General features: G+C 68.3%; 28 protein-coding genes and 1 pseudogene. 12 read left to right on the top strand and 17 right to left on the bottom strand.

What is annotated here, in order from left to right:
- Nucleotides 1–33 precede the first annotated feature (33 nt).
- Complete coding sequence (gene putA / locus CSC71_RS09810) at nucleotides 34–3,252, bottom strand: bifunctional proline dehydrogenase/L-glutamate gamma-semialdehyde dehydrogenase PutA (RefSeq protein WP_162374194.1); 3,219 nt, start codon at nucleotides 3,250–3,252, stop codon at nucleotides 34–36.
- Between the two features lie 276 nt (nucleotides 3,253–3,528).
- On the opposite strand from putA, the gene coxB reads away from it, so the two are divergent.
- From coxB to CSC71_RS09790, 5 genes are read left to right on the top strand one after another with little or no spacing between them, the layout of a single operon-like run.
- Complete coding sequence (coxB, locus tag CSC71_RS09805) at nucleotides 3,529–4,416, top strand: cytochrome c oxidase subunit II (RefSeq protein WP_246192139.1); 888 nt, start codon at nucleotides 3,529–3,531, stop codon at nucleotides 4,414–4,416.
- 30 nt (nucleotides 4,417–4,446) lie between these two features.
- The gene (gene ctaD, locus CSC71_RS09800; protein ID WP_162374192.1) at nucleotides 4,447–6,057 is read left to right on the top strand and encodes a cytochrome c oxidase subunit I; all 1,611 of its coding nucleotides are present in this window, start codon (nucleotides 4,447–4,449) and stop codon (nucleotides 6,055–6,057) included.
- 10 nt (nucleotides 6,058–6,067) lie between these two features.
- Nucleotides 6,068–6,214, top strand: coding sequence for a hypothetical protein (locus CSC71_RS15410; protein ID WP_170295394.1), 147 nt, complete (start codon nucleotides 6,068–6,070; stop codon nucleotides 6,212–6,214).
- The gene (locus tag CSC71_RS09795) at nucleotides 6,211–6,825 is read left to right on the top strand and encodes a cytochrome c oxidase assembly protein (protein ID WP_162374191.1); all 615 of its coding nucleotides are present in this window, start codon (nucleotides 6,211–6,213) and stop codon (nucleotides 6,823–6,825) included. The genes CSC71_RS15410 and CSC71_RS09795 overlap by 4 nt, the downstream gene beginning before the upstream one ends.
- A 31-nt stretch (nucleotides 6,826–6,856) precedes the next feature.
- The gene (locus CSC71_RS09790; protein WP_162374190.1) at nucleotides 6,857–7,744 is read left to right on the top strand and encodes a cytochrome c oxidase subunit 3; all 888 of its coding nucleotides are present in this window, start codon (nucleotides 6,857–6,859) and stop codon (nucleotides 7,742–7,744) included.
- A gap of 200 nt (nucleotides 7,745–7,944) precedes the next feature.
- Here CSC71_RS09790 and CSC71_RS09785 read toward each other — a convergent pair whose 3' ends face one another.
- Nucleotides 7,945–8,163 (bottom strand): twin transmembrane helix small protein, encoded by a 219-nt coding sequence (locus CSC71_RS09785; protein ID WP_162374189.1) that lies wholly within the window; start codon nucleotides 8,161–8,163, stop codon nucleotides 7,945–7,947.
- Nucleotides 8,164–8,234: 71 nt separating this feature from the next.
- Between CSC71_RS09785 and CSC71_RS09780 the strand changes: the two genes are divergently transcribed.
- The 6 genes from CSC71_RS09780 (at nucleotide 8,235) to ubiM (ending at nucleotide 14,507) form a co-directional block, all read left to right on the top strand.
- On the top strand, nucleotides 8,235–8,972 hold the full coding sequence (locus tag CSC71_RS09780) for an SURF1 family protein (RefSeq protein WP_425501944.1): 738 nt from the start codon (nucleotides 8,235–8,237) through the stop codon (nucleotides 8,970–8,972).
- Nucleotides 8,969–9,538 (top strand): hypothetical protein, encoded by a 570-nt coding sequence (locus tag CSC71_RS09775; protein ID WP_162374187.1) that lies wholly within the window; start codon nucleotides 8,969–8,971, stop codon nucleotides 9,536–9,538. The genes CSC71_RS09780 and CSC71_RS09775 overlap by 4 nt, the downstream gene beginning before the upstream one ends.
- 10 nt (nucleotides 9,539–9,548) lie before the next feature.
- Nucleotides 9,549–10,733: a COX15/CtaA family protein gene (locus CSC71_RS09770; RefSeq protein WP_162374186.1), complete on the top strand. Its 1,185-nt coding sequence runs from the start codon at nucleotides 9,549–9,551 to the stop codon at nucleotides 10,731–10,733.
- Nucleotides 10,734–10,735: 2 nt separating this feature from the next.
- Nucleotides 10,736–11,629, top strand: coding sequence for a heme o synthase (gene cyoE, locus CSC71_RS09765; protein WP_162374235.1), 894 nt, complete (start codon nucleotides 10,736–10,738; stop codon nucleotides 11,627–11,629).
- A gap of 146 nt (nucleotides 11,630–11,775) precedes the next feature.
- Entirely contained in the window at nucleotides 11,776–13,125 is a 1,350-nt protein-coding gene (locus tag CSC71_RS09760; RefSeq protein ID WP_162374185.1) for a Gfo/Idh/MocA family protein, read from the top strand.
- 170 nt (nucleotides 13,126–13,295) lie between these two features.
- Complete coding sequence (gene ubiM / locus CSC71_RS09755) at nucleotides 13,296–14,507, top strand: 5-demethoxyubiquinol-8 5-hydroxylase UbiM (RefSeq protein WP_162374184.1); 1,212 nt, start codon at nucleotides 13,296–13,298, stop codon at nucleotides 14,505–14,507.
- Between the two features lie 311 nt (nucleotides 14,508–14,818).
- On the opposite strand, the gene CSC71_RS09750 is transcribed toward ubiM, so the two are convergent.
- From CSC71_RS09750 to CSC71_RS09710, 9 genes are all read right to left on the bottom strand, one after another.
- The gene (locus CSC71_RS09750) at nucleotides 14,819–15,811 is read right to left on the bottom strand and encodes an MBL fold metallo-hydrolase (RefSeq protein WP_162374183.1); all 993 of its coding nucleotides are present in this window, start codon (nucleotides 15,809–15,811) and stop codon (nucleotides 14,819–14,821) included.
- Nucleotides 15,812–16,072: 261 nt separating this feature from the next.
- Nucleotides 16,073–16,567: an SRPBCC family protein gene (locus CSC71_RS09745; protein ID WP_162374182.1), complete on the bottom strand. Its 495-nt coding sequence runs from the start codon at nucleotides 16,565–16,567 to the stop codon at nucleotides 16,073–16,075.
- Between the two features lie 75 nt (nucleotides 16,568–16,642).
- Nucleotides 16,643–16,996 (bottom strand): ArsR/SmtB family transcription factor, encoded by a 354-nt coding sequence (locus CSC71_RS09740; protein ID WP_162374181.1) that lies wholly within the window; start codon nucleotides 16,994–16,996, stop codon nucleotides 16,643–16,645.
- Nucleotides 16,997–17,219: 223 nt separating this feature from the next.
- Nucleotides 17,220–18,113, bottom strand: a complete 894-nt coding sequence (locus CSC71_RS09735; protein WP_162374180.1) for a c-type cytochrome — start codon at nucleotides 18,111–18,113, stop codon at nucleotides 17,220–17,222.
- A 76-nt stretch (nucleotides 18,114–18,189) separates the two neighbouring features.
- Nucleotides 18,190–18,498, bottom strand: a complete 309-nt coding sequence (locus CSC71_RS09730) for a putative quinol monooxygenase (RefSeq protein WP_162374179.1) — start codon at nucleotides 18,496–18,498, stop codon at nucleotides 18,190–18,192.
- Nucleotides 18,499–18,612: 114 nt separating this feature from the next.
- Nucleotides 18,613–18,783, bottom strand: coding sequence for a hypothetical protein (locus CSC71_RS09725; protein WP_162374178.1), 171 nt, complete (start codon nucleotides 18,781–18,783; stop codon nucleotides 18,613–18,615).
- 60 nt (nucleotides 18,784–18,843) lie between these two features.
- Nucleotides 18,844–19,224 (bottom strand): VOC family protein, encoded by a 381-nt coding sequence (locus tag CSC71_RS09720; protein ID WP_246192137.1) that lies wholly within the window; start codon nucleotides 19,222–19,224, stop codon nucleotides 18,844–18,846.
- Between the two features lie 38 nt (nucleotides 19,225–19,262).
- On the bottom strand, nucleotides 19,263–19,502 hold the full coding sequence (locus CSC71_RS09715) for a glycine zipper domain-containing protein (protein ID WP_162374176.1): 240 nt from the start codon (nucleotides 19,500–19,502) through the stop codon (nucleotides 19,263–19,265).
- Between the two features lie 133 nt (nucleotides 19,503–19,635).
- Nucleotides 19,636–19,872, bottom strand: a complete 237-nt coding sequence (locus CSC71_RS09710) for a hypothetical protein (protein WP_162374175.1) — start codon at nucleotides 19,870–19,872, stop codon at nucleotides 19,636–19,638.
- A gap of 163 nt (nucleotides 19,873–20,035) precedes the next feature.
- On the opposite strand from CSC71_RS09710, the pseudogene CSC71_RS09705 reads away from it, so the two are divergent.
- A pseudogene (locus CSC71_RS09705) lies at nucleotides 20,036–20,359 on the top strand (IS110 family transposase); the annotation flags it as partial.
- 44 nt (nucleotides 20,360–20,403) lie between these two features.
- Here the strand turns inward: CSC71_RS09705 and CSC71_RS09700 are convergent.
- The 6 genes from CSC71_RS09700 to dnaG all read right to left on the bottom strand — a co-directional run bounded on the left by CSC71_RS09700 (nucleotide 20,404) and on the right by dnaG (nucleotide 26,680).
- Nucleotides 20,404–20,880 (bottom strand): YybH family protein, encoded by a 477-nt coding sequence (locus tag CSC71_RS09700; RefSeq protein WP_162374174.1) that lies wholly within the window; start codon nucleotides 20,878–20,880, stop codon nucleotides 20,404–20,406.
- Between the two features lie 144 nt (nucleotides 20,881–21,024).
- A complete protein-coding gene (locus CSC71_RS09695) occupies nucleotides 21,025–21,543 on the bottom strand; it encodes a hypothetical protein (protein WP_162374173.1) in 519 nt (172 codons plus the stop codon).
- A 198-nt stretch (nucleotides 21,544–21,741) separates the two neighbouring features.
- A complete protein-coding gene (locus tag CSC71_RS09690; protein ID WP_162374172.1) occupies nucleotides 21,742–22,218 on the bottom strand; it encodes an Hcp family type VI secretion system effector in 477 nt (158 codons plus the stop codon).
- A gap of 84 nt (nucleotides 22,219–22,302) precedes the next feature.
- Nucleotides 22,303–24,276, bottom strand: coding sequence for a S9 family peptidase (locus CSC71_RS09685; RefSeq protein WP_162374171.1), 1,974 nt, complete (start codon nucleotides 24,274–24,276; stop codon nucleotides 22,303–22,305).
- A 146-nt stretch (nucleotides 24,277–24,422) separates the two neighbouring features.
- Nucleotides 24,423–24,935, bottom strand: coding sequence for a protein tyrosine phosphatase family protein (locus CSC71_RS09680; protein ID WP_162374170.1), 513 nt, complete (start codon nucleotides 24,933–24,935; stop codon nucleotides 24,423–24,425).
- A 17-nt stretch (nucleotides 24,936–24,952) separates the two neighbouring features.
- On the bottom strand, nucleotides 24,953–26,680 hold the full coding sequence (dnaG, locus tag CSC71_RS09675) for a DNA primase (RefSeq protein ID WP_162374169.1): 1,728 nt from the start codon (nucleotides 26,678–26,680) through the stop codon (nucleotides 24,953–24,955).
- Nucleotide 26,681 lies beyond the last annotated feature (1 nt).

The raw sequence follows: 26,681 nt of genomic DNA, 5'->3' as shown, positions 1-26,681 counted from the left end.
TTGCGCGCGCGCGGCCGTGCCGCGAAAGCGCGCTTACTCGCCCAGGGTCAGCAGCGAAGCATTGCCGCCGGCGGCGGTGGTGTTGACGGTGACGGTCTGCTCGGTGGCGAAGCGCGGCAGGTAGTGCGGGCCGCCGGCCTTCGGGCCGGTGCCGGACAGGCCCTGGCCGCCGAACGGCTGCACCCCGACCACCGCGCCGATCTGGTTGCGGTTGACGTAGACGTTGCCGACCTTGACCCGCGCGGCGATGCGCTCGACGGTTTCGTCGATGCGCGAATGCACGCCCAGGGTCAGGCCGTAGCCGGTGGCGTTGACCGCGTCGATGACCTGGTCCAGTTCGTCGGCCTTCCAGCGCACCACGTGCAGCGCGGGGCCGAACACCTCGCGCTGCAGGCGGTCGATCGAATCGATCTCCCACGCGCGCGGGGCGAAGAAGGTGCCGTGCGCGGTCGCGCCGTCGCTCGGCGCGACCGCGATCAGCTTCGCTTCCCGGGCCATGCGCTCGGCGTGCGCCTCGAGGATCTTCAGCGCGTCGTCGTCGATCACCGGGCCGACGTCGGTCGACAGCAGGCCGGGGTCGCCGACCTTCAGTTCGGCCATCGCGCCGGCCAGCATCGTCGTGACCTTGTCGGCGATGTCGTCCTGCACGAACAGCACGCGCGCGGCCGAGCAGCGCTGGCCGGCGGAGGTGAAGGCGGAAGCGAGCGCGTCCTTGACCAGCTGTTCCGGCAGCGCGGAGCTGTCGGCGATGAAGGCGTTCTGCCCGCCGGTCTCGGCGATCAGCACGCCGATCGCGGCGTCGCGCGCGGCCAGCGCGCGGTTGATCGCGCGCGCGGTCTCGGTCGAACCGGTGAAGGCGACGCCGGCCACGCGCGGATCCTTGGTCAGCGCCGCGCCGACCGTGGCGCCGTCGCCGGGCACGAACTGCAGCACCGTCTCCGGGATGCCGGCCTCGTGCAGCAATTTCACCGCGTGGAAGCCGACCAGGTTGGTCTGTTCGGCCGGCTTGGCGATCACGCTGTTGCCGGCGGCCAGCGCCGCGGAGACCTGGCCCAGGAAGATCGCCAGCGGGAAGTTCCACGGGCTGATGCAGACGAACACGCCGCGGCCGTGCAGGCGCAGCTCGTTCGATTCGCCGGTCGGCCCCGGCAGCTTCTCCGGCGCGCCGAACTGCGCGCGCGCCTGCGCCGCGTAGTAGCGCAGGAAGTCGACCGCCTCGCGCACTTCGGCGACGCTGTCGGGGATGGTCTTGCCGGCTTCCTTGACGCACAGCGCGATGAACTCGGGCATGCGCTGCTCCAGCAGGTTCGCCGCCTGTTCCAGCAGCGCGGCGCGGCTCGCCGCCGGCGCGCGGTCCCACGCCGGCTGCGCGGCGGTCGCGTTGGCCAGCGCCTTCTCGACCACGCCGGCGTCGGCCGGCTGCCATTCGCCGACCTTCTGCCGGCGGTCGGCGGGATTCGTCACCGGCAGCGCCGAAGCCGAAACCACCGCGCCCGGCACCAGCGGCGCGGCGCGCCATGGCTTGATCGCGGCGTTGACGCGCTCGGCCAGCGCGCGCAGGTCGTTGTCGTTGGCGAGGTTGGCGCCCATGGAATTGTCTCTGTCGGAAGTCGGGTACGGAGCCGGCTGGTTGCGGTACAGGTCGCGCGGCAGCGGGATGCGCGGATGCGGGATGGATTCGAAGTTCGACACCACCTCCACCGGGTCGCGGATCAGTTCGTCGATCGGTACGTCCTCGTCGGTGATGCGGTTGACGAAGCTGGAGTTGGCGCCGTTCTCGAGCAGGCGCCGCACCAGGTACGGCAGCAGGTCCTCGTGCGAGCCGACCGGCGCGTACACCCGGCACGGCACGCCCAGGCGGTCGGCCGGGATCACTTCGGCGTACAGGTCGTCGCCCATGCCGTGCAGCTTCTGGTGCTCGTACGGGCGGCCCTGCGCGATCGAGCGGATCGCGGCGATGGTCTGTGCGTTGTGGGTGGCGAACATCGGGTAGATCGCGTCGCCGTGGCCGAACAGGCGCTTCGCGTTGGCCAGGTACGACACGTCGGTGTTCGGCTTGCGGGTGAACACCGGGTAGCCCGGGTGGCCGTCGATCTGCGCGCGCTTGACCTCGGCGTCCCAGTACGCGCCCTTGACCAGCCGCACCGGCATGCGCCGGCCGACGCGGCGGGCGAGGTCGGCGAGGAAGTCGATCACGTACGGCGTGCGCTTCTGGTAGGCCTGCACGGCGAGGCCGTAGCCTTCCCAGCCGTCGAGCGACTTGTCGGAGAAGGTCGCCTCGATCAGGTCCAGCGACAGCTCCAGGCGGTCGGCTTCCTCGGCGTCGATGGTGAAGCCGATACCGAACGACCTGGCCAGCCGCGCCAGTTCCAGCACCGCCGGCGCCAGTTCGGCCATCACCCGTTCGCGCTTGGCGTGCTCGTAGCGCGGGTGCAGCGCCGACAGCTTGATCGAGATGCTCGGCGCGGCGAACACGTCGTCGAAAGGCCCGGTCGCGCCGATCGCGCGGATCGCCATGCGGTAGGCGTCGAGGTAGCGCGCGGCGTCCTTCGCGGTCAGCGCGCCCTCGCCGAGCATGTCGAACGAATAGCGGTAGCTGGCGTTGCCGCCCTTGCGCGAACGCGCCAGCGCTTCGCCGATGGTCCGGCCCATCACGAACTGGTGGCCCATGATCCGCATCGCCTGGCGCACGGCCAGGCGGATCACCGGCTCGCCGACCCGGCCGACCAGCCGCTGGAACGCGCCCGGCACGTCGGCGCGGGTCAGGTCGTTCAGCGCCACCAGCTTGCCGGTCAGCATCAGCCCCCAGGTCGAGGCGTTGACCAGCACCGAGTCGCTCTGGCCCAGGTGCTTCTCCCAGTCCGCGTCGCCCAGCTTGTCGCGGATCAGCCGGTCGGCGGTGTCCTGGTCGGGGATGCGCAGCAATGCCTCGGCCACGCACATCAGCAGCACGCCTTCCTCGCTGCCGAGGTCGTACTGGCGCATGAAGGCCTCGATCGCGCCCTGGTCCCGGGCGCGGCGGCGCACCCGTTCGACCAGGTCGGCGGCGAGCGCCTGCGCGCGCGCCTGCTCGTCGGCCGGCAGGCGCGCCTGCGCCAGCAGTTCGCGCACGTGCTCGGCCTCGTCGCGCAGGTACGCGGCGGTGATCGCGGCGCGCAGCGGGGCCGGGGCGGGCGGCAGTTCGGGGGAAAGGATCGGGCCCGGCGGCGAAGCGGCGGCCGCGGCGGTACGAGGGGCGGTGTTCGGGGTCATGGCGGCCATGAAGGCGGAAGCAAGCCGGGCATTTTAGTCCCTGCGTCACGCCCGCGTGCGGCTTCGCAGCTTGCCGCCGTCGCGGGCGCAAGGCTACCATCCGGTTGTTTTCCGCGGCCGGGTGAGCGGCCGTCGTTTGCGGGATCACACCGGCGGCCGCCCGCGGCCGCGACCGACGACACAGCAAGGGTCTGGGCAATGACGCAAGGGAAAGGGGGGGGCAAGCGGTTGCGCGGCAGCGTGCTGGGGAAGGGGCTGCCGCTGGCGCTGGGATCGATGGCACCGGCGCTGGCCCTGGCCCAGACGGCCGATCCGAAGCCGTGGCAGCTGAACATGGGCCGCGGCGTCACCGCCTCCGCGCAGCACGCCTACGACGCGCACATGATCGCGCTGTGGGTCTGCGTGGTCATCGGCGTGATCGTGTTCGGCGCCATGGCCGTGGCCATGTTCAGGTTCCGCAAGTCGAAGGGCGCGGTCGCCGCCCAGTTCAGCCACAACACCGTCGCCGAGATCATCTGGACCGCGATCCCGATCGTCATCCTGGTGGCGATGGCGTTCCCGGCCACGAAGAAGCTGATCGCGATGTACGACACCCGCGACGCCGAGATGACGGTCAAGGTCACCGGCTACCAGTGGATGTGGAAGTACGAGTACCTGGGCGAGGGCGTCGAGTTCACCAGCCGCCTGGCGCGCGAATCCAACGCCCTGCGCCAGAGCCACGCCGTCGCCACGCTGGAGAACAACCCGCACTACCTGCTGGAAGTCGACAACCCGCTGGTGCTGCCGGTCGACACCAAGATCCGCTTCGTGCTGACCGCCGACGACGTGATCCACGCCTGGTGGGTGCCGGCGCTGGGCTGGAAGCAGGACGCGATCCCCGGCATCGTCAACGAGGCGTGGACCGACATCCAGACCCCCGGCACGTACCGCGGCCAGTGCGCCGAACTGTGCGGCAAGGACCACGGCTTCATGCCGGTGGTGGTGCAGGCGGTGTCGAAGGAAGAGTTCAAGCAGTGGCTGGCATCGAAGAAGCCGGCCGCGCCGGCCGAGGCCGCGCCCGCGGAACCCGCCCCGGCGGAGCCGGCGCCCGAGCCGGACCCCGCCGCAGCCGCGCCCACCGCGGCGCGCACCGATTCCGCAGTCGCCGCGCCCGCGGCCGGCTGATCGAACGCCCATTCCGAAGGTAAGTCGCCCATGTCCGTGACCCATCCCGAAGCCGTCGGCCACCACGAACACAAGCAGGGGTTCGTCGAGCGCTGGTTCTTCTCGACCAACCACAAGGACATCGGCACGCTGTACCTGATCTTCAGCTTCGTCATGTTCATCATCGGCGCGGCGATGTCGGTGGTGATCCGCGCCGAACTGGCCCAGCCGGGCCTGCAGTACGTCAAGCCCGAGTTCTTCAACCAGATGACCAGCGTGCACGCGCTGGTGATGATCTTCGGCGGGGTGATGCCGGCCTTCGTCGGCCTGGCCAACTGGATGGTGCCGCTGCAGATCGGCGCGCCGGACATGGCGCTGCCGCGCATGAACAACTGGTCGTTCTGGATCCTGCCGTTCGCGTTCGCGCTGCTGCTGATGACCCTGTTCCTGCCGGGCGGCGCGCCGGCCGGCGGCTGGACCCTGTACCCGCCGCTGTCGCTGCAGGGCGGCTACAACGTGGCCTTCAGCATCTTCGCCATCCACATGATGGGCGTCAGCTCGATCATGGGCGCGATCAACATCATCGCCACCGTGCTGAACATGCGCGCGCCGGGCATCGACCTGCTGAAGATGCCGATCTTCTGCTGGACCTGGCTGATCACCGCGTTCCTGCTGATCGCGGTGATGCCGGTGCTGGCCGGCGCGGTGACCATGCTGCTGACCGACAAGTACTTCGGCACCAGCTTCTTCAACGCGGCCGGCGGCGGCGACCCGGTGATGTACCAGCACATCTTCTGGTTCTTCGGCCACCCCGAGGTCTACATCATGATCCTGCCGGCGTTCGGCGTGGTTTCGGAAATCATCCCGACCTTCAGCCGCAAGCCGCTGTTCGGCTACCAGGCGATGGTCTACGCGACCGCCTCGATCGCGTTCCTGTCGTTCATCGTCTGGGCCCACCACATGTTCACCGTGGGCATGCCGCTGGGCGGCGAGATCTACTTCATGTTCGCGACCATGCTGATCGCGATCCCGACCGGGGTGAAGGTGTTCAACTGGGTCAGCACGATGTGGAAGGGCTCGCTGACCTTCGAGACGCCGATGCTGTGGGCGGTGGCCTTCGTCATCCTGTTCACCATCGGCGGCTTCTCCGGGCTGATGCTGGCGATCGTCCCGGCCGACTTCCAGTACCACGACACCTACTTCGTGGTCGCCCACTTCCACTACGTGCTGGTCACCGGCGCGCTGTTCGGCATCATCGGCGCCACCTACTACTGGTGGCCGAAGTGGACCGGGCGCATGTACAACGAGACGCTGGCCAAGTTCCATTTCTGGTGGACGATGGTGTTCGTCAACCTGCTGTTCTTCCCGCAGCACTTCCTCGGCCTGGCCGGCATGCCGCGGCGCATCCCCGACTACAACCCGGTGTTCGCCGACTGGAACCTGGTCAGCAGCATCGGCGCGTTCGGCATGTTCCTGACCCCGTTCATGATGGGCTTCATCCTGTGGAGCTCGCTGCGCAGCGGTGCGAAGGCCGCCGACCGCGCATGGGAGGCCGCGAAGGGCCTGGAATGGACGGTGCCGTCGCCGGCGCCGCACCACACCCACGCCACGCCGCCGATCATCCGCGACGGCGACCTCGCCCACGGCGACGTGACCCACTGAGCCGGACGCGATGGCCGGGCCGGCTTCCAGCAGGAATGGTTCCAACGACGAGCTGGCCGCGCGCCGCAAGCGCGCCGCGCGCACGGCGGCGTGGGTCGGCGCCATCGCCGTGCTGATCTACGTCGGCTTCATCCTGTCCGGGGTGCTGGCGCGATGAATGCGCCGGTCGCCCGCAACGCCGGATTGGCCAAGCTGCTCGGCGTGGTCGCGCTCGCGTTCGTGCTGACCTTCTCGCTGGTGCCGCTGTACCGGGTGGCCTGCGAGAAGGTGTTCGGCATCCGCCTCGAACAGGGCCCGGGCTCGGACAAGGCCGCGGTCGCCGCGGCGCCGCGCGAGCGCACGGTCACCGTGCAGTTCGACGGCAGCGTCAACTCCAGGCTGCCGTGGGCCTTCCATCCGGAACAGGCGACGCTGCAGGTGGTGCCGGGCAAGCTGTACGAGGCGAAGTACTTCGCCCGCAACGACGGCAAGCGCGCCATCGTCGGCAGCGCCGCGCCGTCGGTGGCGCCGGCACGCGCCTCGGGCTACTTCACCAAGACCGAGTGCTTCTGCTTCACCGCGCAGACCCTGCAGCCGGGCGAAAGCCGCGACATGCCGGTGCGCTTCTTCGTCGACGCGAACCTGCCCGACGACGTGAAGACGATCACCCTGTCGTACACGTTCTTCAAGAACGACGCGCTCACCGAGCGCCTGGCCTCCTCCAACAACGACGCCCCGGCCGCGCAACCCGGCCAGGTCGCCACCGCCGCCACGCACGCGGCGCCCTAGACGCACAGCGGAACGCAACGGAACCGACGCCATGTCCCATTCGCACGACTCGCACGCCGCCCACGCCGACGCCTACTTCGTCCCGCACGGCAGCAAGTGGCCGTTCGCCGGCTCCATCGCCATGTTCACCACGATGGTCGGCGTGGCCAGCTGGATCAACGAGGTCGCCTGGGGCAAGTGGGTGTTCTTCGCCGGCGTGCTGATGCTACTGGCCACGCTGTTCATGTGGTTCGGCGACGTGATCCGCGAATCGATCCGCGGCCACTACAACAAGCAGGTGGACACCTCGTTCCGGATGGGCATGGTCTGGTTCATCTTCTCCGAGGTGATGTTCTTCGCCGCGTTCTTCGGCGCGCTGTTCTACACGCGCCAGTTCGCGATGCCGTGGCTGGGCGGCGAAGGCGACGGCGTGATGACCAACAGCCTGCTGTGGCAGGGCTTCAGCAACGCCTGGCCGAGCAACGGCCCGGGCGCGGTCGGCGGTGCGTTCCAGACCATTCCGGCGTGGGGCCTGCCGCTGCTCAACACGCTGATCCTGCTGTCGTCGGGCGTGACCGTCACCATCGCCCACCACGCGCTGAAGGCCGGGCACCGCAAGTCGCTGCTGTTCTGGCTGGGCGCGACGGTGGCGCTTGGCGCGCTGTTCCTGTACTTCCAGGCCAGCGAATACATCCACGCCTACCACGCGTTGAACCTGACCCTGGGCTCGGGCATCTACGGCTCGACCTTCTTCATGCTGACCGGCTTCCACGGCGCGCACGTGACCCTGGGCACGATCATGCTGGCGGTGATCTGGCTGCGCTGCGCGCGCGGCCACTTCGACAAGGACAACCACTTCGCGTTCGAAGCCGTCGCGTGGTACTGGCACTTCGTCGACGTGGTCTGGCTGGGCCTGTTCCTGTTCGTCTACGTGCTTTGACGCCGTTCCCTTCTCCCCTTGGGAGAAGGTGGCGCGCAGCGCCGGATGAGGGTTCGGCAGGAACAGCGATGCTCGAATCCTCGCGTCAATTCAGCGAGCGAATGGAAGAACGCGGTTGGCTTGCCGCGAGTGCGAGCGATATGACTCCGCCGAACCCTCACCCCAACCCCTGTCCCGACGGGAGAAGGGCTTTTGAGGCTTCAGGCGCCGACGCCGTGCGGCTTGATCCAGCCCATGTAGATGGCCAGGATCAGCAGCAGGATCAGCCCCACCGAGAAGGCGATGCGCCGGGTGAGTGCGTTGACCGTGCGCTTGCTCTGGCCCTTGTCGACCAGCAGGTAGTACAGGCCGGCGCCCAGGTTCCACAGGATCACGGCCAGGAACGCAATGACGACCAGGGTTTTCAGCGAATCGTTCATCGCGGCCTCGCGCGTTCGTGGGCGGGGATGCCCCGTGTGAACGGATTATTGCAGGCGCGGGGTGAAGAAACATGGCGCGGCGCATGAATCCGTGGCTCGGCTGGGCGCTGGCGATCGCGGTCGCCGCGGGATTCGGCTCGCTCGGTTTCTGGCAACTGGATCGCGCGCAGCAGAAGCAGGCGATGCTGGCCGATGCGCAACGCGTGCTCGAAGAGCGCAATCCGCGGCCCTTGTCCCTTGCCGCCGACGCCTCGCGCGCGCGCAGCTACGACTGGGTGGCGGGCGAGGGCGAATTCGCCGAAGCGCCGGCGGTACTGCTCGACAACCAGCAGCGCGATGGTCGTAGCGGCGTGCGTGCGTACCGCCTGTTCGTTCCGGTGGGCGGCGCGCCATTGCTGGTCGAGCTCGGCTGGCTGCCCGTGCCAGGCGATCGCCGGATGCCAGCGATCGGGCTTCCGCCGGGGAAAATGCGCGTGCAGGGCCTGCTGGCTCCGGCGCCTTCGCATGGCATCGCCAGTGCGATCGCGACGAGACAGGCGAACGGCGACCTGCTGACCATCGGCCTGGATGCGGCCAATCTCGCCTCCAGCCTCGGTGTCCACAACCTGCCCGCGCGCGTACTGAAGCTCGATCCCGGGATGGAACTCGGCTACACCCGCGACCTCGACGTCCTCCCCAATACGCTGCCGCCGCAGCGGCACATCGCCTACGCCGTGCAATGGTTCGGCCTGGCGCTGGCGGTGCTGGCGACCGCGGCGATCCTGACTTTCCGCCATCGCCGGGCGGGGCGTGCGAAAATGCCGGCATGAATGCCGTTCCCGGAGCGGACGGGACCCGCCGCGGTCGCCGCACGCTGATCCTGCTCTTTGCCCTGTTCTTCGGCCCGATCCTGCTGGCGCTGGTGCTGGGCCTGCTCGGCCTGCACCCGGCGGGATCGAAGAACCGGGGCGAGCGCCTCGAGCCCTACGCCGACCTGCGCGCGCTGACCCCGCAACTCGCCGACGGCAGCGATTACCACTGGAACCCCGAGCAGCGCCTGTGGCGCATCGCCGTGGTCGCGCCGGCCGGCTGCGCCGACGCTTGCGCGAAGCTCGCGGCCGACATCGACAAGGTCTGGCAGCTGTTCGGCAAGGATGCGGCCCACGCGCAGATCCTGTGGATCGGCGAGTTGCCGCAGGACGCGCCGCGCACGCCGGCCTGGAAGCAGGTCCGTGCCGACCCCGGGCTGCTCGCGAAGCTGCCGCGGTCGAACGATCCGGGCGGCGCGGTGGCTTACGTCATCGACCCGTACGGCTTCGTCGTGCTGCGCTACGCGCCCGGCTTCGACCCGGGCGACCTGCGTTACGACATGGCCAAGTTGCTGAAACTGATGTGAGCCGGTGCGAATGAACGACAACGCCAGGCCGCAGCGCCGCCGCAACTTCCATCGCCTCGCCTGGCTGGCGGCGATCATGACCGCCAGCACCATCCTGTTCGGCGCCTTCGTGCGCCTGTCCGACGCGGGGCTGAGCTGCCCGGACTGGCCGACCTGCTACGGCCGCGCCACCTGGCCGCAGGCGCCGCACGAAATCCTCGACCACGCGGCGACGAAGATCCGTCCGCTGGAAACGCACAAGGCCTGGCGCGAACAGGTGCATCGCATCCTCGCCGGCCTGCTCGGCTTCGAAGTGCTGGGCCTCGCCCTGCTGGCCACGCGCGCGCGCAGGTGGGGCACGGCGCAGGTCGCCGCCGCGGCATTGCTGGTCGCGGCGTCGGTCCCGCTGTACATGCGCGGACTGCACGACGCCGCCGGTGCGCTCGCCGCGCTCGGCGAGGGCCTGCTGCTGTTCGCGGCATGGCGCTGGTCGGGCGCGTCCTCCAGGGGCGGCGACCTGTCGCGCGTCGCGGTGCTCGCGCTGGCGACCATCGTGTTCCAGGCGCTGCTCGGCATGTGGACGGTCACCTGGCTGCTGAAGCCGATCGTGGTGATGGGCCACCTGCTCGGCGGCCTGACCCTGTTCGCGCTGCTGCTGTGGATGGCGTGGCGCGCGACCGGCCTGCCGATCCGCCTGGTGGAGGCCGATGCGCTGCGCCGCTGGCTGCTGGCCGGGCTGCTGCTGCTGGTCGCGCAGATCGCGCTCGGCGGCTGGGTCAGCGCCAACTATGCGGCGCTGGCCTGCGGCGGCGGCGACGCATCGATGTCCAACTTCCCGCAGTGCGTCGGCCGCTGGTGGCCGCCGCACGATTTCGCCGAAGGCTTCGTCCCGTGGCGCGGCATCGGCGTCGACTACGAGGGCGGTGTGCTCGACGGCGCCTCGCGCATCGCGATCCAGATGGCGCACCGCATCGGCGCGCTGGTCGTCGCGCTGTACCTGGTCGCGCTCGCGTCGAAGCTGTTGCGCACGCCGGGCCTGCGCGGCTGGGGCGGCTTCCTGCTGTTCGCGCTGGCGTCGCAGGTCGTGCTGGGCGTGCTCAACGTCAAGCTGGCGCTGCCGCTGGCGGTGGCGGTGCTGCACAACGGCGGCGCGGTGCTGCTGCTGTTCGTGCTGGTCACCTTGCTGGCGCGGCTGCGCAAGCCGGAGCAGGCGTGAGCATGCCGGTGCCGTTCGCCCAGTACTGGGAACTGACCAAGCCGAAGGTGGTGGCGCTGATCGCGTTCACCGCGCTGGTCGGCATGTTCCTCGCCGTGCCGGGACTGCCGCCGCTGCGGCAGACCGTGTTCGGCCTGCTCGGCATCTGGCTGGCCGCGGCCAGCGCCGCGGCGATCAACCACCTGATCGACCAGCGCATCGACAAGGTCATGGCCCGCACCGCGCACCGGCCGCTGCCGACCGGCGCGCTGAGCCCGGTGCAGGTGCTGGCGTTCGCGGTGTGCCTCGGCGCGCTGTCGATGGCGCTGCTGGTGTCGATGGTCAACCCGCTGACCGCGCTGCTGACCTTCGCCTCGCTGATCGGCTACGCGATCGTCTACACCGGCTTCCTGAAGCGCGCCACGCCGCAGAACATCGTGATCGGCGGCATCGCCGGCGCCGCGCCGCCGCTGCTCGGCTGGGCCGCGGTCACCGGCATGCGCGAGCCGTGGGACTGGGCGCATGCGCTGCTGCTGGTGCTGATCGTGTTCGTGTGGACGCCGCCGCACTTCTGGGCGCTGGCGATCTTCCGCCGCGAAGACTACGCGCGCGCGCTGATCCCGATGCTGCCGGTGACCCACGGCGTGACCTACACCCGCTGGCAGATCCTGCTGTACACGCTGCTGCTGTTCGCGGCGACGGTTTTGCCGTGGGCCACCGGGATGAGCGGGCTGTTCTATCTCGGCGGCGCGGTCGTGCTCGGCGCGGTGTTCCTGTGGTATGCATGGAAGCTGCTCGATCCGCCCGACGAATTCTTCGCGATGCGCGTGTTCAAGTACTCGGTGGTCTACCTGATGGCGCTGTTCGCGTTCCTGCTGGCCGACCACTGGCTGATGCCGTGGCTGCGCGGCGCATGAGGCCGGGTGCGTCCGGCGCCTGCCGGATCCCGCCGAATCCAAACAAGGATTAGCCGAATCCGCGATGACGAAGCGGGACCGGGTGCGGCGTGCGCGGCCGCGGCCGCGATTAGAATCGGAAGCGGATTCCAGCGTCGAGGCAGCGCATGAAGCGTCGTGATTTCGTCAAGGCCAGCGCACTGGCCGGTTTGTCGGCCAGCATCGCCCCCACCGCCTTCGCCCGCGCGCGTTCGCGGCTGCGCGTCGGCATCGTCGGCACCGGCCTGCGCGGGCGGTCGCACCTGTCGCTGCTGCTCGACCGCGACGACGTCGAAATCGCCGCGCTGTGCGACATCGAACAGTTCATGCTCGACAGCGCGCTGAAGATGGTCGCCGACGCCGGCAAGCCGAAGCCGCGCGTCTACACCGGCAGCGACGACGCCTGGCGGCGCATGTATGCCGACGGCAAGCTCGACGCGGTGGTCATCGCCACGCCGTGGGAGTGGCATGCGCCGCAGGCGATCGGCGCGATGGAGGCGAAGATCGCGGTCGGCTGCGAGGTCGTCGCCGGCATCACCCTCGACGACCACTGGAACGTGCTGCGTACCCAGCAGCGCACCGGCACGCCGTACATGCTGCTGGAGAACGTCTGTTACCGCCGCGACGTGATGGCGGTGCTGAACATGGCGCGACAGGGGCTGTTCGGCGAGGTCGTGCACCTGGAAGGCGGCTACGAACACGACCTGCGCGCGGTCAAGTTCAATTCCGGCGAACCGGGCGCGCCCTACGGCGGCGGCGTCGAGTTCGGCGACAAGGGCTGGTCGGAAGCGAAATGGCGCACGCCGCATTCGGTACGCCGCAACGGCGACCTGTACCCCAGCCACGGCATCGGCCCGTGCGCGATGTGGGCCGACATCCACCGCGGCAACCGCTTCGTGCGCCTGACCAGCTACGCCAGCAAGGCGCGCGGCCTGCACGATTACATCGTGAAGAACGGCGGCGAAGCGCATCCGAACGCGCAGGTGAAGTTCGCGCTCGGCGACGTGGTTACCACGCAGATCGCCTGCGCCAACGGCGAGAGCATCCTGCTGACCCACGACACCTCGCTGCCGCGCCCGTATTCGCTCGGCTTCCGCGTGCAGGGCACCGGCGGGCTGTGGATGGACGTGAACCAGTCGATCTATCTGGAAGGCAGGAGTCCGGAGCCGCACAAGTGGGAACCGGCGCAGGCGTGGCTGGACAAGTACGACCACCCGCTGTGGAAGAAGTACGCCGGCGACGCGGCCGGCGCCGGCCACGGCGGCATGGATTTCTTCGTGATCCACGCCTTCGTCGAGGCGATCAAGCGCGGCGAGCCGATGCCGATCGACGTCTACGACGCGGTCGCGTGGAGCGCGATCACGCCGCTGTCGGAACAGTCGATCGCCGGCGGCAACCGCACCGTCGATTTCCCCGACTTCACCGAAGGCAAGTGGCGCGACCGCCCGCGCATCTTCGCGCTCGACGACCGTTACTGATCCCGCCGCGCACGGACGGTGGCGCGCCGACCCCGGCGCATCGGCGGCTGGACGGCCGACCGCGCGCCCCCGGGCACCCATCGGCCCGGCCGCGCCCCGCGCTTGATCCGGATCAAGACCCCGCGCCCGCCGATGCGTGACACTGGCCCGGGTTGGCGACGGGAGCAGCGATGAAACGTTACGACATCATCATCGTCGGCGCGGGGCCGGCGGGTCTGGGTTTCGCGCGCGCGCTGGCCGGCAGCGGCCTGTCGGTCGCGCTGGTCGAGCAGCAGGACCGCGGCAAGCTCGCCGATCCGGCCTTCGACGGCCGCGAGATCGCGCTGACCCATACCTCGCGGCTGCTGATGGAACGGCTCGACCTGTGGCAGCGGATTCCGGCCGGGGAAATCTCGCCGCTGCGCGACGCGCGGGTGATGAACGGGCCGTCGCCGTTCGCGCTGACCTTCGCCGATTCCAGCGGCGGCGACGAACTCGGCTGGCTGGTCCCCAACCAGCTGATCCGCCGCGCCGCGTGGCAGGCGGTGCAGGGGCAGGACGGGCTGGACATCATCGACAACGCCGCGCTGGCGGCGCTGCAGGTCGACGATGACGCCGCGACGGCGACGCTCGCCACCGGCGAACGGCTGTCGGCGCGGCTGCTGGTCGCCGCCGACAGCCGGTTCTCGGCGACGCGGCGCATGCTCGGCATCGGCGCGCAGCTGCGCGACTTCGGCAAGACCATGCTGGTGTGCCGGATGCGCCACGAGCTGCCGCACCACCACGCGGCATGGGAATGGTTCGGCTACGGCAAGACCGTGGCGTTGCTGCCGCTGCACGGCGAGCGCGCCGGTGCGGTGCTGACCCTGCCGCCGCGCCGGATCGAGGCGCTGCTGGCGATGGACGAGGCCGGCTTCGGCCGCGCCATCACCGAGCTGTTCGAAGGCCGGCTCGGCGAGATGGCGCTGGACGGTTCGCGCCACGCCTATCCGCTGGTCGCGGTGTACGCGGACCGCTTCGCCGGCCGGCGCAGCGCGCTGATCGGCGACGCCGCGGTCGGCATGCACCCGGTCACCGCGCATGGCTTCAACTTCGGCCTGCGGAGCGCGGCGCGGCTGTCGAAGGCGGTCGTCGAAGCCGCCGCCGCCGGCCGCGACATCGGCTCGCCACCGCTGCTCGCCGGCTACGAACGCAGCCACCGGCGGGCGACGCGGCCGCTGTACGAAGCGACCAACGCGATCGCCGCGCTGTACACCGACGACCGCCTGCCGGCCCGCGTGCTGCGCAATGGCGCGTTGCGCGCGGCCCGGTTCGTCGCGCCGTTCCGCAAGGCGATCGTCGCGCAGCTCACCCAGCGCGATGCGGCGTGGCTGCCGCGCGCCGGGCAGACGCGCGGCGCCTGAGCGTCTGTCGCCATCCGCCATCTGCGCGAACGGACGGTCCGGCGCCGGCGTGCGCCGGAAGGCGTGACGGCCGGCGAATGTTTGCACTCGTCGCATAACCGTTGTGGCCGGAAGGTTCCGGCGGAATTCCCGCGCCCGCCGGATCCGCATCGTCCGGCACAGGGGCACGGCGTGCGGCTGCGCATCGACCCGCTGCCGGGGGAGCAGGGCTTCTTCACCGATTGCTTCGGCAACCACGCGGTGATGGCCGTGGCCGCGCTTCGCGCCTTTCCCTCTCCCGCGGAGGGGAGAGGGAGGACAGGCCGGCTATTTCACTCCGCGACCCACGCGTAACCGTCGCCGCGCTTCTCGAACCTGCCCAAGCCCGGGAACGGGAAATGCACGGCGTAGATCCGCTGCCCGCTCGCGGCGTTCTGCTCGATCAGCGCCTTGCGGCTCGCGGCGGCGGTGGCGGCATCGCCGTCGAAGCCGTTCGGCCACACCGGGTGCTGCACCGACACCACCGAATGGTGCGCGGCGTCGCCGATGTACAGCAGCGTGTCCTCGCCCGAGCCGATCAGGTAGCCGGAATGGCCCGGCGTGTGGCCCTTGATCTCGACCGCCTTCACCACGCCGGGAACGATCTCGGCGTTCGGCGGGAACGCGGCGACCTTGGGCGTGATCGCGGCGACGAACTTCTCGTGCTCGCCCAGGCCGATGGCCTTGGCCTTTTCCGGATCCAGCCCGGCCAGGAACGCCCATTCCGGTTCGGACATGTGGATCGTGGCGTTGGGGAACGCCAGCATGCCTTCGGCGTTGACCAGGCCGCCGACGTGGTCGCCGTGGGCGTGCGAGATGAAGATGTCGGTGACGCTTTGCGGATCCACGCCTGCGGCGGCCAGCGACGCAGGCAGCTTGCCGGCGCTCGGCCCGAAGTTGCCGCCCGCGCCGGTGTCGAACAGCAGCACGCGGTCGGCGGACTTCACCAGCAGCGGCTGCAGGCTCAGCTGCAGTTTGTCGGTGGGTTCGCCGGCGGCGCCCAGCAATGCGGCGACTTCCTCCGGCGCGTGGCCGACGCCGAACACCTGGTTGTCGTTGGGGAATTCCAGCGCGCCGTCGCGCAGGGCCATGGCGGAGAGCTCGCCGATGGCGAAGGGCTTCACGTCCGCGCTTTGCGGCGCGGCCGCGGGTTCGGCGGCGGGCGCGGCCGCGGCGGGGTCGGGCGGCGCCTGCGTGGCTTCGTTCTTCGGCGAGCAGGCGGCGAGCGTCGTGGCGATGGCGAGGGCGATCAGGGAGTGCGGGATGCGGGTGGGGGTACGCGACATCGTGGTTCTCCGTTTGGGGGTCGGGATCGAATTGTAGGCCGGGCAGGGTGCAGCGGCCTTGAACGGACGAATGACCGGTCCGCCCGTTCGCCGGCAGCCTGCGCGCGCAGGCTGCCGACGATCATCGATGCGAGGAGCGGGACGAACCGCGGATGGAGGCCGCAATGGCGGCCTGGGGCGGTCGAACGCGGGGCGGTGGCGGAATCAGGCCGCGCCGCGAAGCGGGTTCGGCCCGAACGGATTGCCGGGCCGTACGCCGAATTACGCGGCTTTTCTGGCGAGCAGGCCGTCCAGGCGGCTGTAGCTGTACTCCATCCCGTCGGCCATGCCGGTGGAGACGGCGCCGTCGCGCGCCTCCTTCGACGCGAACGTCATGTTGCATACCAGCGTCGTGACGCCGTTCTGCTCGCTGAGTTCGAGCGACACGATGCAGGGATCGTCGGCGGGCATGGCGAAGTCCGTTTCGCCGGAATCGAAGTATTGTTCGTGCGTGAGCTTCGACGGCGGATCGACCTCGGTGAACGTGCCGAAGAAGCCAAACTGCTTGCCGTCTTCGCGGTTCTTCCACTGCCAGCGGTATTTTCCGCCGACGCGGACGTCCATGTCGCGCACTGGCATGTCCCAGCCGTCGTAGCCCTGCCACCTGTGCACGAGATCGGGATTTGTATGGGCATCCCACACCAACTGGCGGGGCGCATTGAACGTACGCGTGACGCGAACCTCGCGATCACTCGGCAATGTGACTTCTGCTGGCATTGCGCTTCTCCTCGGGTTTGTTGATGCGGCAGCTCATTCGGGGAGCAACGAGCGCGCCGCGGGATGACGAACACGCTATTTCTTCCGTTTCGATCTTGCGGGCGTGCCCTTGAGGTCGTCGAGCAACGCATCGAGGCGTTGGTAGTTCTGCTCGAAGATCTCGCGGTAGCGCTCGATCCAGCCCGCGGCTTCCTCCAGTCGCTTTGGTTCGAGCCGGCGCGGGCGGCGCTGCGCATCGATGTCGACCGAGACGAGCCCTGCGCGCTCCAGCACTTTGAGGTGCTTGGAGATGGCGGGCTGGCTCATCTCAAACGGCGCGGCGAGTTCCTGAACCGAGGCTTCGCCGGTGGCCAAACGCGCCAGGATGGCGCGCCGGGTGGGATCGGCGAGCGCGGCGAAGGTGAGATCCAGGCGTTCGGAGCTTTTCATAACCGATATCTTCTATAACTTTCTGGTTATATACTACTGCTAACGACCGCCGTCAAGAGGGGAAACAGCCATTTTTTTGCGATTGAGCGCGGCCGCGGTCGCGGCAGAGCTCAGTCGGGCTTGCCCATGCGCTTGTTGCGTGCGCCCAAGGCCGGGATGAAGCCGACGCTGCGAAGCAGGTCCGGCTCGAATGAAACGTAGCGCCGGGCACGCGTGGTCGGACTCATCTAGGAGATTCCCGGGGGAGGCCATGGTGCTGCCTCAGGAATGCGCGGATATCGTCGATCTCCTGGTCCCTGAAATGGATGAGCCCGTTGCGTGCGACCCAGCCCATTTCACCGAGATCGCGGCCGCCTATGGGTTCTCCGGTGCGCATCAGGTGCCGGAACTCGTCGCGCCCGTACATTGCGACGAGTGCCAGTGACGGACCGCCGTCGTAGGTGTTGTCCTTGAACGCGTTGCCGCGGAAATCGAGGCCGTGGCATTCGGAGCAGGTGACCGAGGCCAGGTAACGACCCCGTTCGAAGGGCGTCGTGCGCGGGAGTTCGCCCCAGCGAGGGCGCGTTGCATCGATCCGGTCTGCCGCGACTTGCCATTGCGCCAGGGCAAGCTTGAAACGTGCGGCGATGGTTATCGTCCTGTGCCTGGGCATGGCAGGTTGGAAAGGCTGCCTTCTCAGGTGGGCGATGACGTTGGCCAGGTCTTCGTCCGAGAGTGGATAGAAGGTGTACGAGATCATCCCCAGCGCCGACGTTCCGTCGCGCTTGACGCCGAATCGGATGAGTCGTGCGAGTTCCGGATCGCTGTATTGCCGGATGGCGAAATTGAGGTTCGGGGCCGTGACGCTGTAGTAGCCCTGCATGTCGATGAAGCCGCCCTGTCCGGTCATGCCGTGGCATCCGGCCCAGCAACCGATGATCCTGGACAGGCGCTCGCCCTCGGCAACATCGGCCGGCCCGCGTCCCGCCTTCAGTGGCGTGAGTGGAACGTCGTGGGTCCGGCGCAGCTTCCACTCGGCAACACCCAGGAGAGCCGCGCCGCCGGTCAGCGAAACCAGGCACGCGAGGCCCAACACCGTCCCGAGGATCCTGCAGATCTTGCTGAAATGTCCGGCCATGGTGATGCCCGTGTCTGGAGCCGCCTGACGCCTGAATCGAGCCAAGCCGCGGAGCGGCTTCGGCTTGAATGAATGGTTAGACCCCCTTGGACCACACCGGCGTCAGGGCGGTCACTTGCGGCGGACCGAGCAGAAGGGGCTCGACATCCTTCAGGTATGCTGCATAACCGTCAGTGGCAAGGAACTGCTGCGATGCTTCGGCGCTCTCATACACCTGGAACGCGCTGATCGAATCCTGATCGTCATTATCGAGGCAGTAGAAATAAGCGGCATGGCCGGGATTGCCCGAGACCGCGGGCGCCATGTGCTTTTCCCAGACCGCACGAACCTCATCCCGTTTCCCTGGTTGGGTCCTGTGCCTGATGATGAGCGCCAGTTGAGTCATCTGCGTTCTCGCTGGTGGGGGTTGGCAAAGGAGTCTAGCGCCTGAGTTGTGCCGGGCCGTGAAGCGGGTGAGGCTCGAACGAATTGTCGGGCGTGTTACAGCCGGCGCCCGCGATCAATCGTTTCGCTTCATGGCCTGCGAGAAAGCCACGAGTAATCCCACGGCCAGGATCAGTTCGCCGGCAAGCCGGAACCCACCATTGTCTGTGTAGGTGCCAACTGCAAGAAAGAGTAATGCTGCAACAAGTAGCGCAACAGTGCTTGATCTTATTTGCTTCAGGCCCATGGAATTTCCCCTATTGTTGGAACTGCCGGGCAAACAGTCGATAAGCGCCTAACGCCCGAGTCAGGCCGCAGCCGTGGCGCTGATCGAAACGTAGTATCCGTCCGGGTCGCGTACAGTGAACTCCCAAGCGTGCGGACCGGGATTGACGTGCGGCTCCTCCTCGAGCTGAAGCTTGAGCTCACGAGCCCGTGAAAGAGTCTCGTCAAAATCGTCAACCCGGAGAAACAGGAGCAGGCCATTCCCGGGCTGTTCCTTGCCTGGCCTGGCCAAGGTAGGGTGGTCGTGATCACCCCACCTGTGAAGGCACAGTAAAACGGAACCGTCGGCGTCAAGGACCTGGCTATAGTAGTCGTGGTTCGGAGGGCTTGAAGCCAGGCCTAATAGAGCCTGATACCACTTGAGGCTACTTGCCACATCCCGGACGGCGATCGTTGTCCACATACGCTTCATGGAAGCCCTCCTGCGGCCTGATGCCCAAGTCAGGCCCCGCCGCCGTAGCCATCACCACCACCACTTGAAGCGTCTTGATTTGACGTTGCGGTCTTGCCGGACTGTCGGCTGGGGAGTGCAAGCGAGATGGCAATTCCTACAGCAATGCCAAGTCCAATGCCCAAGGCAAGATTGTCCAGGGCGATGCCGAAGGCTGCGCCGATGGCGACGCCAAGCGCAATGCCAATGCCGAGATTGCCGGACCTCTTGTCGTCGCCGTTCCTGGACATGCGATACACCTCCAAAGGGGCCTAACGCCTGGGTTGAGCCGACCCGCCGCCGCAGCGACCGGGATGCGGCGGTAAATCTGCTTGCGAGTCGTTCAAGACGAAGCTGCGAAGCGGATTCAGCCTGAACGAATTGTCAGGCGCCGCCGCGTTGCCCGCGCTGACGCCATACCTGAAAGGTTCCGATCCCAAGGCATATCACCGCGGGCCAGAAGGTAAGGAAGAACAGCAAGCCCGGACCGATGGGATTGGGGTCTGGATCGGGCCACAGACCGATTGCGGCAAGAAGAATGATGGCGATCAGCGGTGTCCAGCCGACCAGGGCGATGATCGCGCCAATCTTGAAGAGTCGATTGCTCCAGAGCTCTCTCATCCGATACCCCCGACAAGGTGCCTGACGCCTGAATCAAGCCGAGCCGCGAAGCGGCTCCGGCTTGAATGAGTAAGAAGGAAACTCCCGTCCCTGCGGATAACCGCTCGGTCTTGAAGGACCATGATGGCATTCACCATCGGTGAGTCGGAACGAGGAGTTTCCAATGCGGACTATAACCATCGGCGTGGATCTGGCAAAGCAGGTGTTTTCGACGTGTCCGGTGGACGCGGCCGGGCGCGTTCAGGACCGGCGCGAATTGCGCCGAGAGGCCTTCAGCCATTGGTTGCCGAACGTTCCGGCAGGCACGGCCGTGGCGATGGAGGCCTGCAGCAGTGCGCACCACTGGGCACGCCGCTGCGAGAGCTACGGTTTGCAGCCACGGCTGATGGCCGCGCAGTTCGTCGCCCCGTTCCGCAAGAGTCGAACGGCAAAGAACGACCGCAATGATGCCGAAGCGATCGCTACCGCCGCCCGTCAAGGCAACATGGCGACAGATCTACGCGTCAAGCCAAACCGCGAACGGATCCGGCCTCAATGCGTTTCGGCTGCCGGCTCGGGGCCGTGGTTCCAGGTGTCGTACACGCACTTCCAGGAGCCGTCGGATTGCCGGCGCCACACGGTAATGCCGCGGCCCGTCTCGGTGACGAGGCTGCCATCGGGCCCGGGCATCGTGATCGTGCTCTCGGCTGTCGTGTAGCCCATCGTTCCGTCGGCGCTTACCTCGGCATCCAGCGTCTTCCAGCTGATGTGGAAGCCCGGGGTCGCGAAGCTCCGGGACACGAACTCGCGGATGGCCGCCTTGCCGGAAACGACAGGCGCGCCAGCCGGAACGACCTTCGCGTCATCGGTCCAGAACGCCACGACCTTTTCGATGTCCTTGCCCTCGGCGGCGGCGGCGGACCACGCCTGGTCCGTGCGAACCAACGCTTCCCTGGCGGCATCGTCCTGCGCCGACGCCGTGCCGGCGATCAGGACGGAGCACAAGAACAACATCGCGGTGTGTTTCATGGTTATCGCCTCCCATAGCGATCAGGCCGCCTGGTTCTTCCTGACGTCCTAATCGAATTCCTCGCCCGGGCCGAGACCGCGAAACGGGCTGGGTTTGAATGATGAGATGGACTCCTCCCGCGTCCATACACGAATTGTCAGGTCTCACCTGCCACTCTTGCTGACAAGCTGCGATCGTGGCATGTCAATCATGTGCTTGCGGAAGTTCAATACGGTGCCTGAGGTGGCGTTGGTCACTACAAAAGCGATGGGTATTGCCGGCTCGGCATCCAGGACCACGTTGGCTTCGAATCCGCGGGAGCGCAGGAATTGCGCCGCATCGTTGGCGCTGGCTACCGGATCATCCGCCACGAGTCCGATGCTGGCCGAAGCATGGCCAAGCTTTTGAAGAACCTCCGGAGGGGCGTAGTTGATGATGGTCCCGTCCCACATGATCGAGCGGAGTATCCCGGTGCTGTTGGCTTCAAAACGTTCATTGATGCCATGGCGGGCCAGGAGCGCAACGATTGCATCCTTGGCTTCGGGCGAAGGGGTCGAGAAGATCCGCGATCCGCGATCCGGGAAAGGAAACGGATTGCGCCCCGAGGCCAGCAAGTAGGTCCAGGTTGCAAGAACGGCAAGGACGACGCATACCAGCGCTACCAACCATTTCGGTACAAGCATGCTTTTCTCCCATGAGGCACGGTGAACTGTTTGGTGGGGCCTGGCGCATCAATCAAGCCGGGCAGCGAAGCGGATCCGGTGGGAATGCCCCGGCAGGGTGAGTGATTGTTCTCATTCATCGCAGCCTCCATTGGTGGCGGGTTGTGCGCTAATTGGCCTTGCCCGGGCCGTGAAGTGCGGTGCAAACTGCCGCGGCGATCAGGCCACCTTGTTGGTCTTGACGTTCCAGCCGAATCCGACGCCCGGGCCGAGGCCGCCCCTGGCGTTCTGCGGCCGGTAGACGAAATCGATCGCGCCGCAAGCCAGCGTGACGCTCTCGCTGGTCCCGTCGCCGTCGCCGGACATCGACACGCCGGTCACCAGCACGTCCTTCAACGTGACGATCAGGTAGTCCTGCTGGCCCTTGCCGGCCTTGCGCGCGCTCAGCGTCGCCGTGGGGATGTGCGTGCCCTTCGCGCAGGACTTCGCCAGCAGCGGCGAAGCCTTGTCGTAGGCATGGGTGAAGACCAGCTCGTGCGCCACCGCCTTGCCCGCGCGGCCACCGCCGCCGGCACCCGGCCTGGCGGTGTTCTCGATGCCCCAGCTCCACCACTGCACTTCGATTTCGTTCGGGTGTTCCTTGCGCGTCGACTCGCCGTCGATGCCGGCGATCTTGAGGTGGGTCTGCACGGCCATGGCGTCTGCTCCGCTCGGGCCGCGATCGGCCCGCTCACCGGAGAAAACGCCTTCCCGGGCCCGTGGCGGACACCGCCCGGCCGGTCAATCCAGCAGGTGCTGCCGCCAGAACAGGATCGACGCGGCGCCGAACCAGTCGCTGTTGGCCTTCTTGCGGAAGCCGTGGCCCTCGTCGTCGTACATCAGGAACCACACCGGTTGGCCGTTGCCGCGCACCGCCTTCACGATCTGCTCGGCCTCGGTGTACGGCACGCGCGGGTCGTTCTTCCCCTGCGCCACGAACAGCGGCGACCTGATCTTCGCCGCGTTCTTCAGCGGCGAGATCCGGTCGAACACCGCCTGCATCGCCGGATCGCGTTCGTCGCCGTACTCGGCGCGGCGCAGGTCGCGGCGGTAGCTTTCGGTGTTGTTGAGGAAGGTGCCGAAGTCGGAGATGCCGACCACGTCGAGGCCGGCCCTGATTCGGTCGCTGTAGTGCAGCAGCGAGGCCAGCACCATGTAGCCGCCGTAGCTGCCGCCCATCACGCCGACGCGCGAGGCGTCGAGCTCCGGCTGCGTCGCGATCCAGTCCAGCAGCGCGCCGATGTCCCTGACCGAATCCTCGCGCTTGTCCGCGTTGTCCAGCGACAGGTAGGTCTTGCCGTAGCCGGCCGGGCCGCGCACGTTCGGCACCAGCACCGCCACGCCCAGTTCGTTGACCAGGAACTGGGTGTTGGCGCTGAAGCTGGGCAGCGACTGGCTTTCCGGGCCGCCGTGGATGTTGATGATCACCGGCAGCTTGCCGTCCTTCGCCGCCGGCTTGTACAGGAAGGCGGGAATCGTGCGGGGCTTGCCGTCCACTTCGTCGAAGGTCGGGTAGCGCACCAGCGTCGGCGCGACGAACTTCGCCGTGTCGAGGCCGCCGACTTCGCTCTGCGTCCAGCGTTCGATCTTCTTCGTGCCCGGCTCGATCACGTACACGTCGCTGGGCGAGGTCGCGGTGTTCAGCGTGACCGCGATGCGCTTGCCGTCGGGCGAGAACTTGAAGCCGCCGATCACGCCGACCGGCAGTTCCGGCAGCGCCACCGGCGCGTGCTTCGGCAGCGCGATCGCGTGCAGCTTGCCGATGCCGTCCTCGTTGGTCGCGTAGGCCAGGTACCTGCCGTCGTCGGAAATGTCGAAGCCTTCGACGTCCCACGGGATGCCGGCGCTGATCACTTCCAGCCTGCCGCTGGCCGGATCGTGGTAGCGCAGGCTCTGGAATTCGCCCGGCTTGCCGTCGACCGGTTCGTCGGAAACGAAGTACACGCCCTTGCCGTCCGGCGCGTACCGGAAGCCGCCGAACGCGGCCTTGCCGCCGTCCACCGGGAACAGGGTCAGCTCGCCGGTCTGCAGGTCGACCTCGCCCGGGTACGACTCGCTGGCCGAAACGTATTTCGCCACCAGCAGCCGCTTGCCGTCCGGCGAGAAATCCAGCGCGTGCCAGCTGCCGCCCTGGACCACGACCGCGCGCGCCTGGCCGGTCTTGGTGTCGCGGACCCAGACGTCGGTGTCGGTGCCGTTGCGCGCGGTGCTGGAATACGCGATCAGCGCGCCGTCGCGGCTGGGCAGCGCGCCGCCGTTGCGGCTGCGCTTGCCGTCGCTCAGCAGGATGGTCGCGCGGGTCTTGGCGCCGAACCAGTACAGCTGGCTGAATTCGTCGCCGCCCTTGTCCTTGGTGAACCAGAAGCCGTCGGCGGCGGCCCGTGCCGGCGCCGGCGACAGCGCGCCGACCGGTTCCGGGTAGAAGGTCAGCTGTTCGCGCATGCCCAGCGGTCGGCAGACGCGATGCGCCTGCGCGGTTTCGGCGAAGCGCGTGCCGACCAGCAGGCAGCCGTCCCGGGTCCAGCCGGCGAGGTTGGCGCCGCGGGTGTTCTGGTAGCGGTTGAGTTGTTCGAGCAGCTCGGCCGGAATCGGCGGGATGTTCTCGCTGGTGCGGTTGCCGACGACCTCGCGCTTCGTTCCGGCGTCCTGGGCGAAGGCGGGCGCGGCCAGCGCCGCGGCGGCGAGCAGGACGAACGGCAGGCGGTGCGCGGACATGGACGGTCTCCCTCGGGTCGAGCCGCGAGGGTAGCCGAGTCCCGTGCCGAGTAGAACCTGTCCCAGGACTGGAAGCCGTTCGTGTCGAGCGCTTGACTTCGCCCAGGACGAACGGGTTTCCGGCATGGATGCCAGGCGGCTTCAGGTCACTGCGCAGGTTCCGGCGCGGCCGCAGGCGCGGCAACGCCGAGCTTCTCCTCGATCGCCGGCGCCAGCGACTTCAGGCCGGCGCGCCGGCCCAGTTCCAGTGCCTGCTCCGGCGTGGCGCCTTCCTGCTGCGCGGCCATCAGCGCGAGCAGCGCGCCGACGCGGTTGCCCGACGCACAGTGCAGCAGCACGCCGTCGCCGCTGGCATCGAGCAGGCGCTTCAGCGCGGCGGCATTGGCGGGGGTCAGGTCCTGCGCGCCGGCGATCGGCAGGCGGTGGTAGGCCAGCCCGCGCGATTCCAGTTCGGCCGCTTCGTCGTAGCCGCGGTCCTCGTCGTCGGTGCGCAGGTCGATCACCGTGCGCACGCCTTGCGCGGCCAGCGCGTCGATCTGCTCCAGGCTCGGCTGCCCGCCGGTGTGCAGGCCGGGGCGCGGCTGCATGGTTTCGCCGGCCTGCGCGGCAAACGCCAGCGCCAGCAATGCGGCCAGCAGGAAATGGCGGATCGCGTTCATCGCAGGCCTCCCGCGGTTCAGTGGCTGGCGCGCGCCTGCAGCAGCGCGCGCAATTCGTACTTGTCGGCTTCGTCCAGGCCGGTTTCGCGCTGCTTCCTCTGCAGCTCGTCCAACCGTTGCTGCAGCATCTGCCTTTCCAGCTGAACCACGGCATCATGCAGCTCCGCGCGCCAGTGCGCCTCCTCGCCGGGCAGGTCCTGCATCGCCAGTTTCTGCAGGGCGGACAGTTCCTCGCGTTCGGCGAAATGCTCCAGCAGCGCACCGGTGGTGATGTCGGGGCGCGAATGGACGATGTCGAACAGCTCGGCCAGCAGTTCCACGCCCGGCTGGCGCAGGCCGGCGAACGGGTACGGCGGTTCCACCGACAGCGCGATCGACGGCGAATGCAGCAGGCGCACGATCGCGCTGCGCACCAGGCTGGGCTTGTTCGCGCCCGCGGGCGCCGCGCGCCGCGCCGGGGCACCCGCGGGCGTCGGCGCGCCGGCGCCCGCGGCGCCCACGCCGGTGATCTCGGTCAGGCGCTGGCGCATCAGGTCGCCGAAGGCGCCGTCGGGGATCTGCGCCAGCAGCGGCTTCGCGCGCTCGGCCAGGCGCGCCTTGCCGTCGAGCGTGCGCAGGTTCACTTCCTTCGACAGTTCGTCGAAGAAGAACTGCGACAGCGGCGTCGCGTCCTTCAGCCGCGCATCGAACGCGGCGGCGCCCTCGTGGCGGACGATGGTGTCCGGGTCCTCGCCCTCGGGCAGCAGCAGGAAGAACGCCTGGCGCCCGTCGCGCATGCGCGGCAGCACCGATTCCAGCGCGCGCCACGCCGCCTTGCGCCCGGCGTTGTCGCCGTCGAAGCAGAAGTACACGTCCGGCGCGTTGCGGAACAGCAGCTCGGCGTGGTCCGGCGTGGTCGCGGTGCCGAGCGTCGCCACCGCCTGGGTCACGCCGAACTGGAACAGCGAGACCACGTCCATGTAGCCCTCGACCACGATCAGCCGCTCGAGCTTCTGGTTGGCCTGCCGCGCCTGCCACAGGCCGTACAGCTCGCGGCCCTTGTGGAACAGCGCGGTTTCCGGCGAGTTGAGGTACTTCGGCGAGTCGTCCTTGTCGATCACGCGCCCGCCGAACGCGATGGTGCGGCCGCGGCGGTCGTGGATCGGGAACATCACGCGGTGGCGGAACTTGTCGTAGACGTGGCCGCGGTCGTTCTTCGAGAACAGCCCGGCGCGGTCGAGCAGCTTCAGGCGCCGCTCGTCGGTGCCCAGCGCGTCCTTCAGCGCGGAAAAACCTTCCGGCGCGTAGCCGAGGTGGAACTGCTCGCGGGTATGCTCGTCGACGCCGCGCTGGTCGAAGTAGGCGCGCGCCTTCCCGCTGGCGTGCAGTTGGCGCTGGAAGAACTTCGACGCCGCCTCCAGCGCCGCGTACAGGTCGCGGCTGTCGTCGTTCTCGTTGCGCTGCCGGGTGTCGCGCGGCACTTCCATGCCGACGCGCTTGGCCAGTTCCTCGACCGCATCGAGGAACTCCATGCGGTCGTAGTTCATCAGGAACGAGATCGCGGTACCGTGCGCGCCGCAGCCGAAGCAGTGGTAGAACTGCTTGGTCGGCGACACGGTGAAGCTGGCCGAGCGCTCGTCGTGGAACGGGCAGCGCGCGGCGTATTCCTTGCCCTGGCGCTTCAGCGGCACGCGCGCGTTGACGACCTCGACGATGTCCGTCCGGGCCAGCAAGTCGTCGATGAATGCGTCGGGGATGCGCGCCATG

The sequence above is a fragment of the Pseudoxanthomonas sangjuensis genome (genome assembly GCF_010211755.1).
Classification (GTDB): Bacteria; Pseudomonadota; Gammaproteobacteria; order Xanthomonadales; family Xanthomonadaceae; genus Pseudoxanthomonas_A; species Pseudoxanthomonas_A sangjuensis.
The sequence above is the reverse complement of the archived record's forward strand: the minus strand, read 5'-3'. Positions and strand labels throughout refer to the sequence as shown.

Bases quoted from the DNA above. Each gene is read 5' to 3' on its own strand.
- CSC71_RS09790 (WP_162374190.1), top strand. From the start codon at position 6,857: ATGTCCCATTCGCACGACTCGCACGCCGCCCACGCCGACGCCTACTTC.
- cyoE (WP_162374235.1), top strand. From the start codon at position 10,736: ATGCCGGTGCCGTTCGCCCAGTACTGGGAACTGACCAAGCCGAAGGTG.
- ubiM (WP_162374184.1), top strand. From the start codon at position 13,296: ATGAAACGTTACGACATCATCATCGTCGGCGCGGGGCCGGCGGGTCTG.
- ctaD (WP_162374192.1), top strand. From the start codon at position 4,447: ATGTCCGTGACCCATCCCGAAGCCGTCGGCCACCACGAACACAAGCAG.
- CSC71_RS15410 (WP_170295394.1), top strand. From the start codon at position 6,068: ATGGCCGGGCCGGCTTCCAGCAGGAATGGTTCCAACGACGAGCTGGCC.
- CSC71_RS09795 (WP_162374191.1), top strand. From the start codon at position 6,211: ATGAATGCGCCGGTCGCCCGCAACGCCGGATTGGCCAAGCTGCTCGGC.
- CSC71_RS09725 (WP_162374178.1), bottom strand. From the start codon at position 18,783: ATGGGCCTGAAGCAAATAAGATCAAGCACTGTTGCGCTACTTGTTGCA.
- CSC71_RS09695 (WP_162374173.1), bottom strand. From the start codon at position 21,543: ATGCTTGTACCGAAATGGTTGGTAGCGCTGGTATGCGTCGTCCTTGCC.
- CSC71_RS09715 (WP_162374176.1), bottom strand. From the start codon at position 19,502: ATGTCCAGGAACGGCGACGACAAGAGGTCCGGCAATCTCGGCATTGGC.
- dnaG (WP_162374169.1), bottom strand. From the start codon at position 26,680: ATGGCGCGCATCCCCGACGCATTCATCGACGACTTGCTGGCCCGGACG.
- CSC71_RS09735 (WP_162374180.1), bottom strand. From the start codon at position 18,113: ATGGCCGGACATTTCAGCAAGATCTGCAGGATCCTCGGGACGGTGTTG.
- CSC71_RS09690 (WP_162374172.1), bottom strand. From the start codon at position 22,218: ATGGCCGTGCAGACCCACCTCAAGATCGCCGGCATCGACGGCGAGTCG.
- CSC71_RS09775 (WP_162374187.1), top strand. From the start codon at position 8,969: ATGAATGCCGTTCCCGGAGCGGACGGGACCCGCCGCGGTCGCCGCACG.
- CSC71_RS09750 (WP_162374183.1), bottom strand. From the start codon at position 15,811: ATGTCGCGTACCCCCACCCGCATCCCGCACTCCCTGATCGCCCTCGCC.
- CSC71_RS09785 (WP_162374189.1), bottom strand. From the start codon at position 8,163: ATGAACGATTCGCTGAAAACCCTGGTCGTCATTGCGTTCCTGGCCGTG.
- coxB (WP_246192139.1), top strand. From the start codon at position 3,529: ATGGCACCGGCGCTGGCCCTGGCCCAGACGGCCGATCCGAAGCCGTGG.
- CSC71_RS09730 (WP_162374179.1), bottom strand. From the start codon at position 18,498: ATGACTCAACTGGCGCTCATCATCAGGCACAGGACCCAACCAGGGAAA.
- CSC71_RS09680 (WP_162374170.1), bottom strand. From the start codon at position 24,935: ATGAACGCGATCCGCCATTTCCTGCTGGCCGCATTGCTGGCGCTGGCG.
- CSC71_RS09770 (WP_162374186.1), top strand. From the start codon at position 9,549: ATGAACGACAACGCCAGGCCGCAGCGCCGCCGCAACTTCCATCGCCTC.
- CSC71_RS09780 (WP_425501944.1), top strand. From the start codon at position 8,235: ATGGCGCGGCGCATGAATCCGTGGCTCGGCTGGGCGCTGGCGATCGCG.
- CSC71_RS09710 (WP_162374175.1), bottom strand. From the start codon at position 19,872: ATGAGAGAGCTCTGGAGCAATCGACTCTTCAAGATTGGCGCGATCATC.
- CSC71_RS09700 (WP_162374174.1), bottom strand. From the start codon at position 20,880: ATGAAACACACCGCGATGTTGTTCTTGTGCTCCGTCCTGATCGCCGGC.
- CSC71_RS09745 (WP_162374182.1), bottom strand. From the start codon at position 16,567: ATGCCAGCAGAAGTCACATTGCCGAGTGATCGCGAGGTTCGCGTCACG.
- CSC71_RS09685 (WP_162374171.1), bottom strand. From the start codon at position 24,276: ATGTCCGCGCACCGCCTGCCGTTCGTCCTGCTCGCCGCCGCGGCGCTG.
- CSC71_RS09740 (WP_162374181.1), bottom strand. From the start codon at position 16,996: ATGAAAAGCTCCGAACGCCTGGATCTCACCTTCGCCGCGCTCGCCGAT.
- CSC71_RS09760 (WP_162374185.1), top strand. From the start codon at position 11,776: ATGAAGCGTCGTGATTTCGTCAAGGCCAGCGCACTGGCCGGTTTGTCG.
- CSC71_RS09720 (WP_246192137.1), bottom strand. From the start codon at position 19,224: ATGTGGACAACGATCGCCGTCCGGGATGTGGCAAGTAGCCTCAAGTGG.
- putA (WP_162374194.1), bottom strand. From the start codon at position 3,252: ATGACCCCGAACACCGCCCCTCGTACCGCCGCGGCCGCCGCTTCGCCG.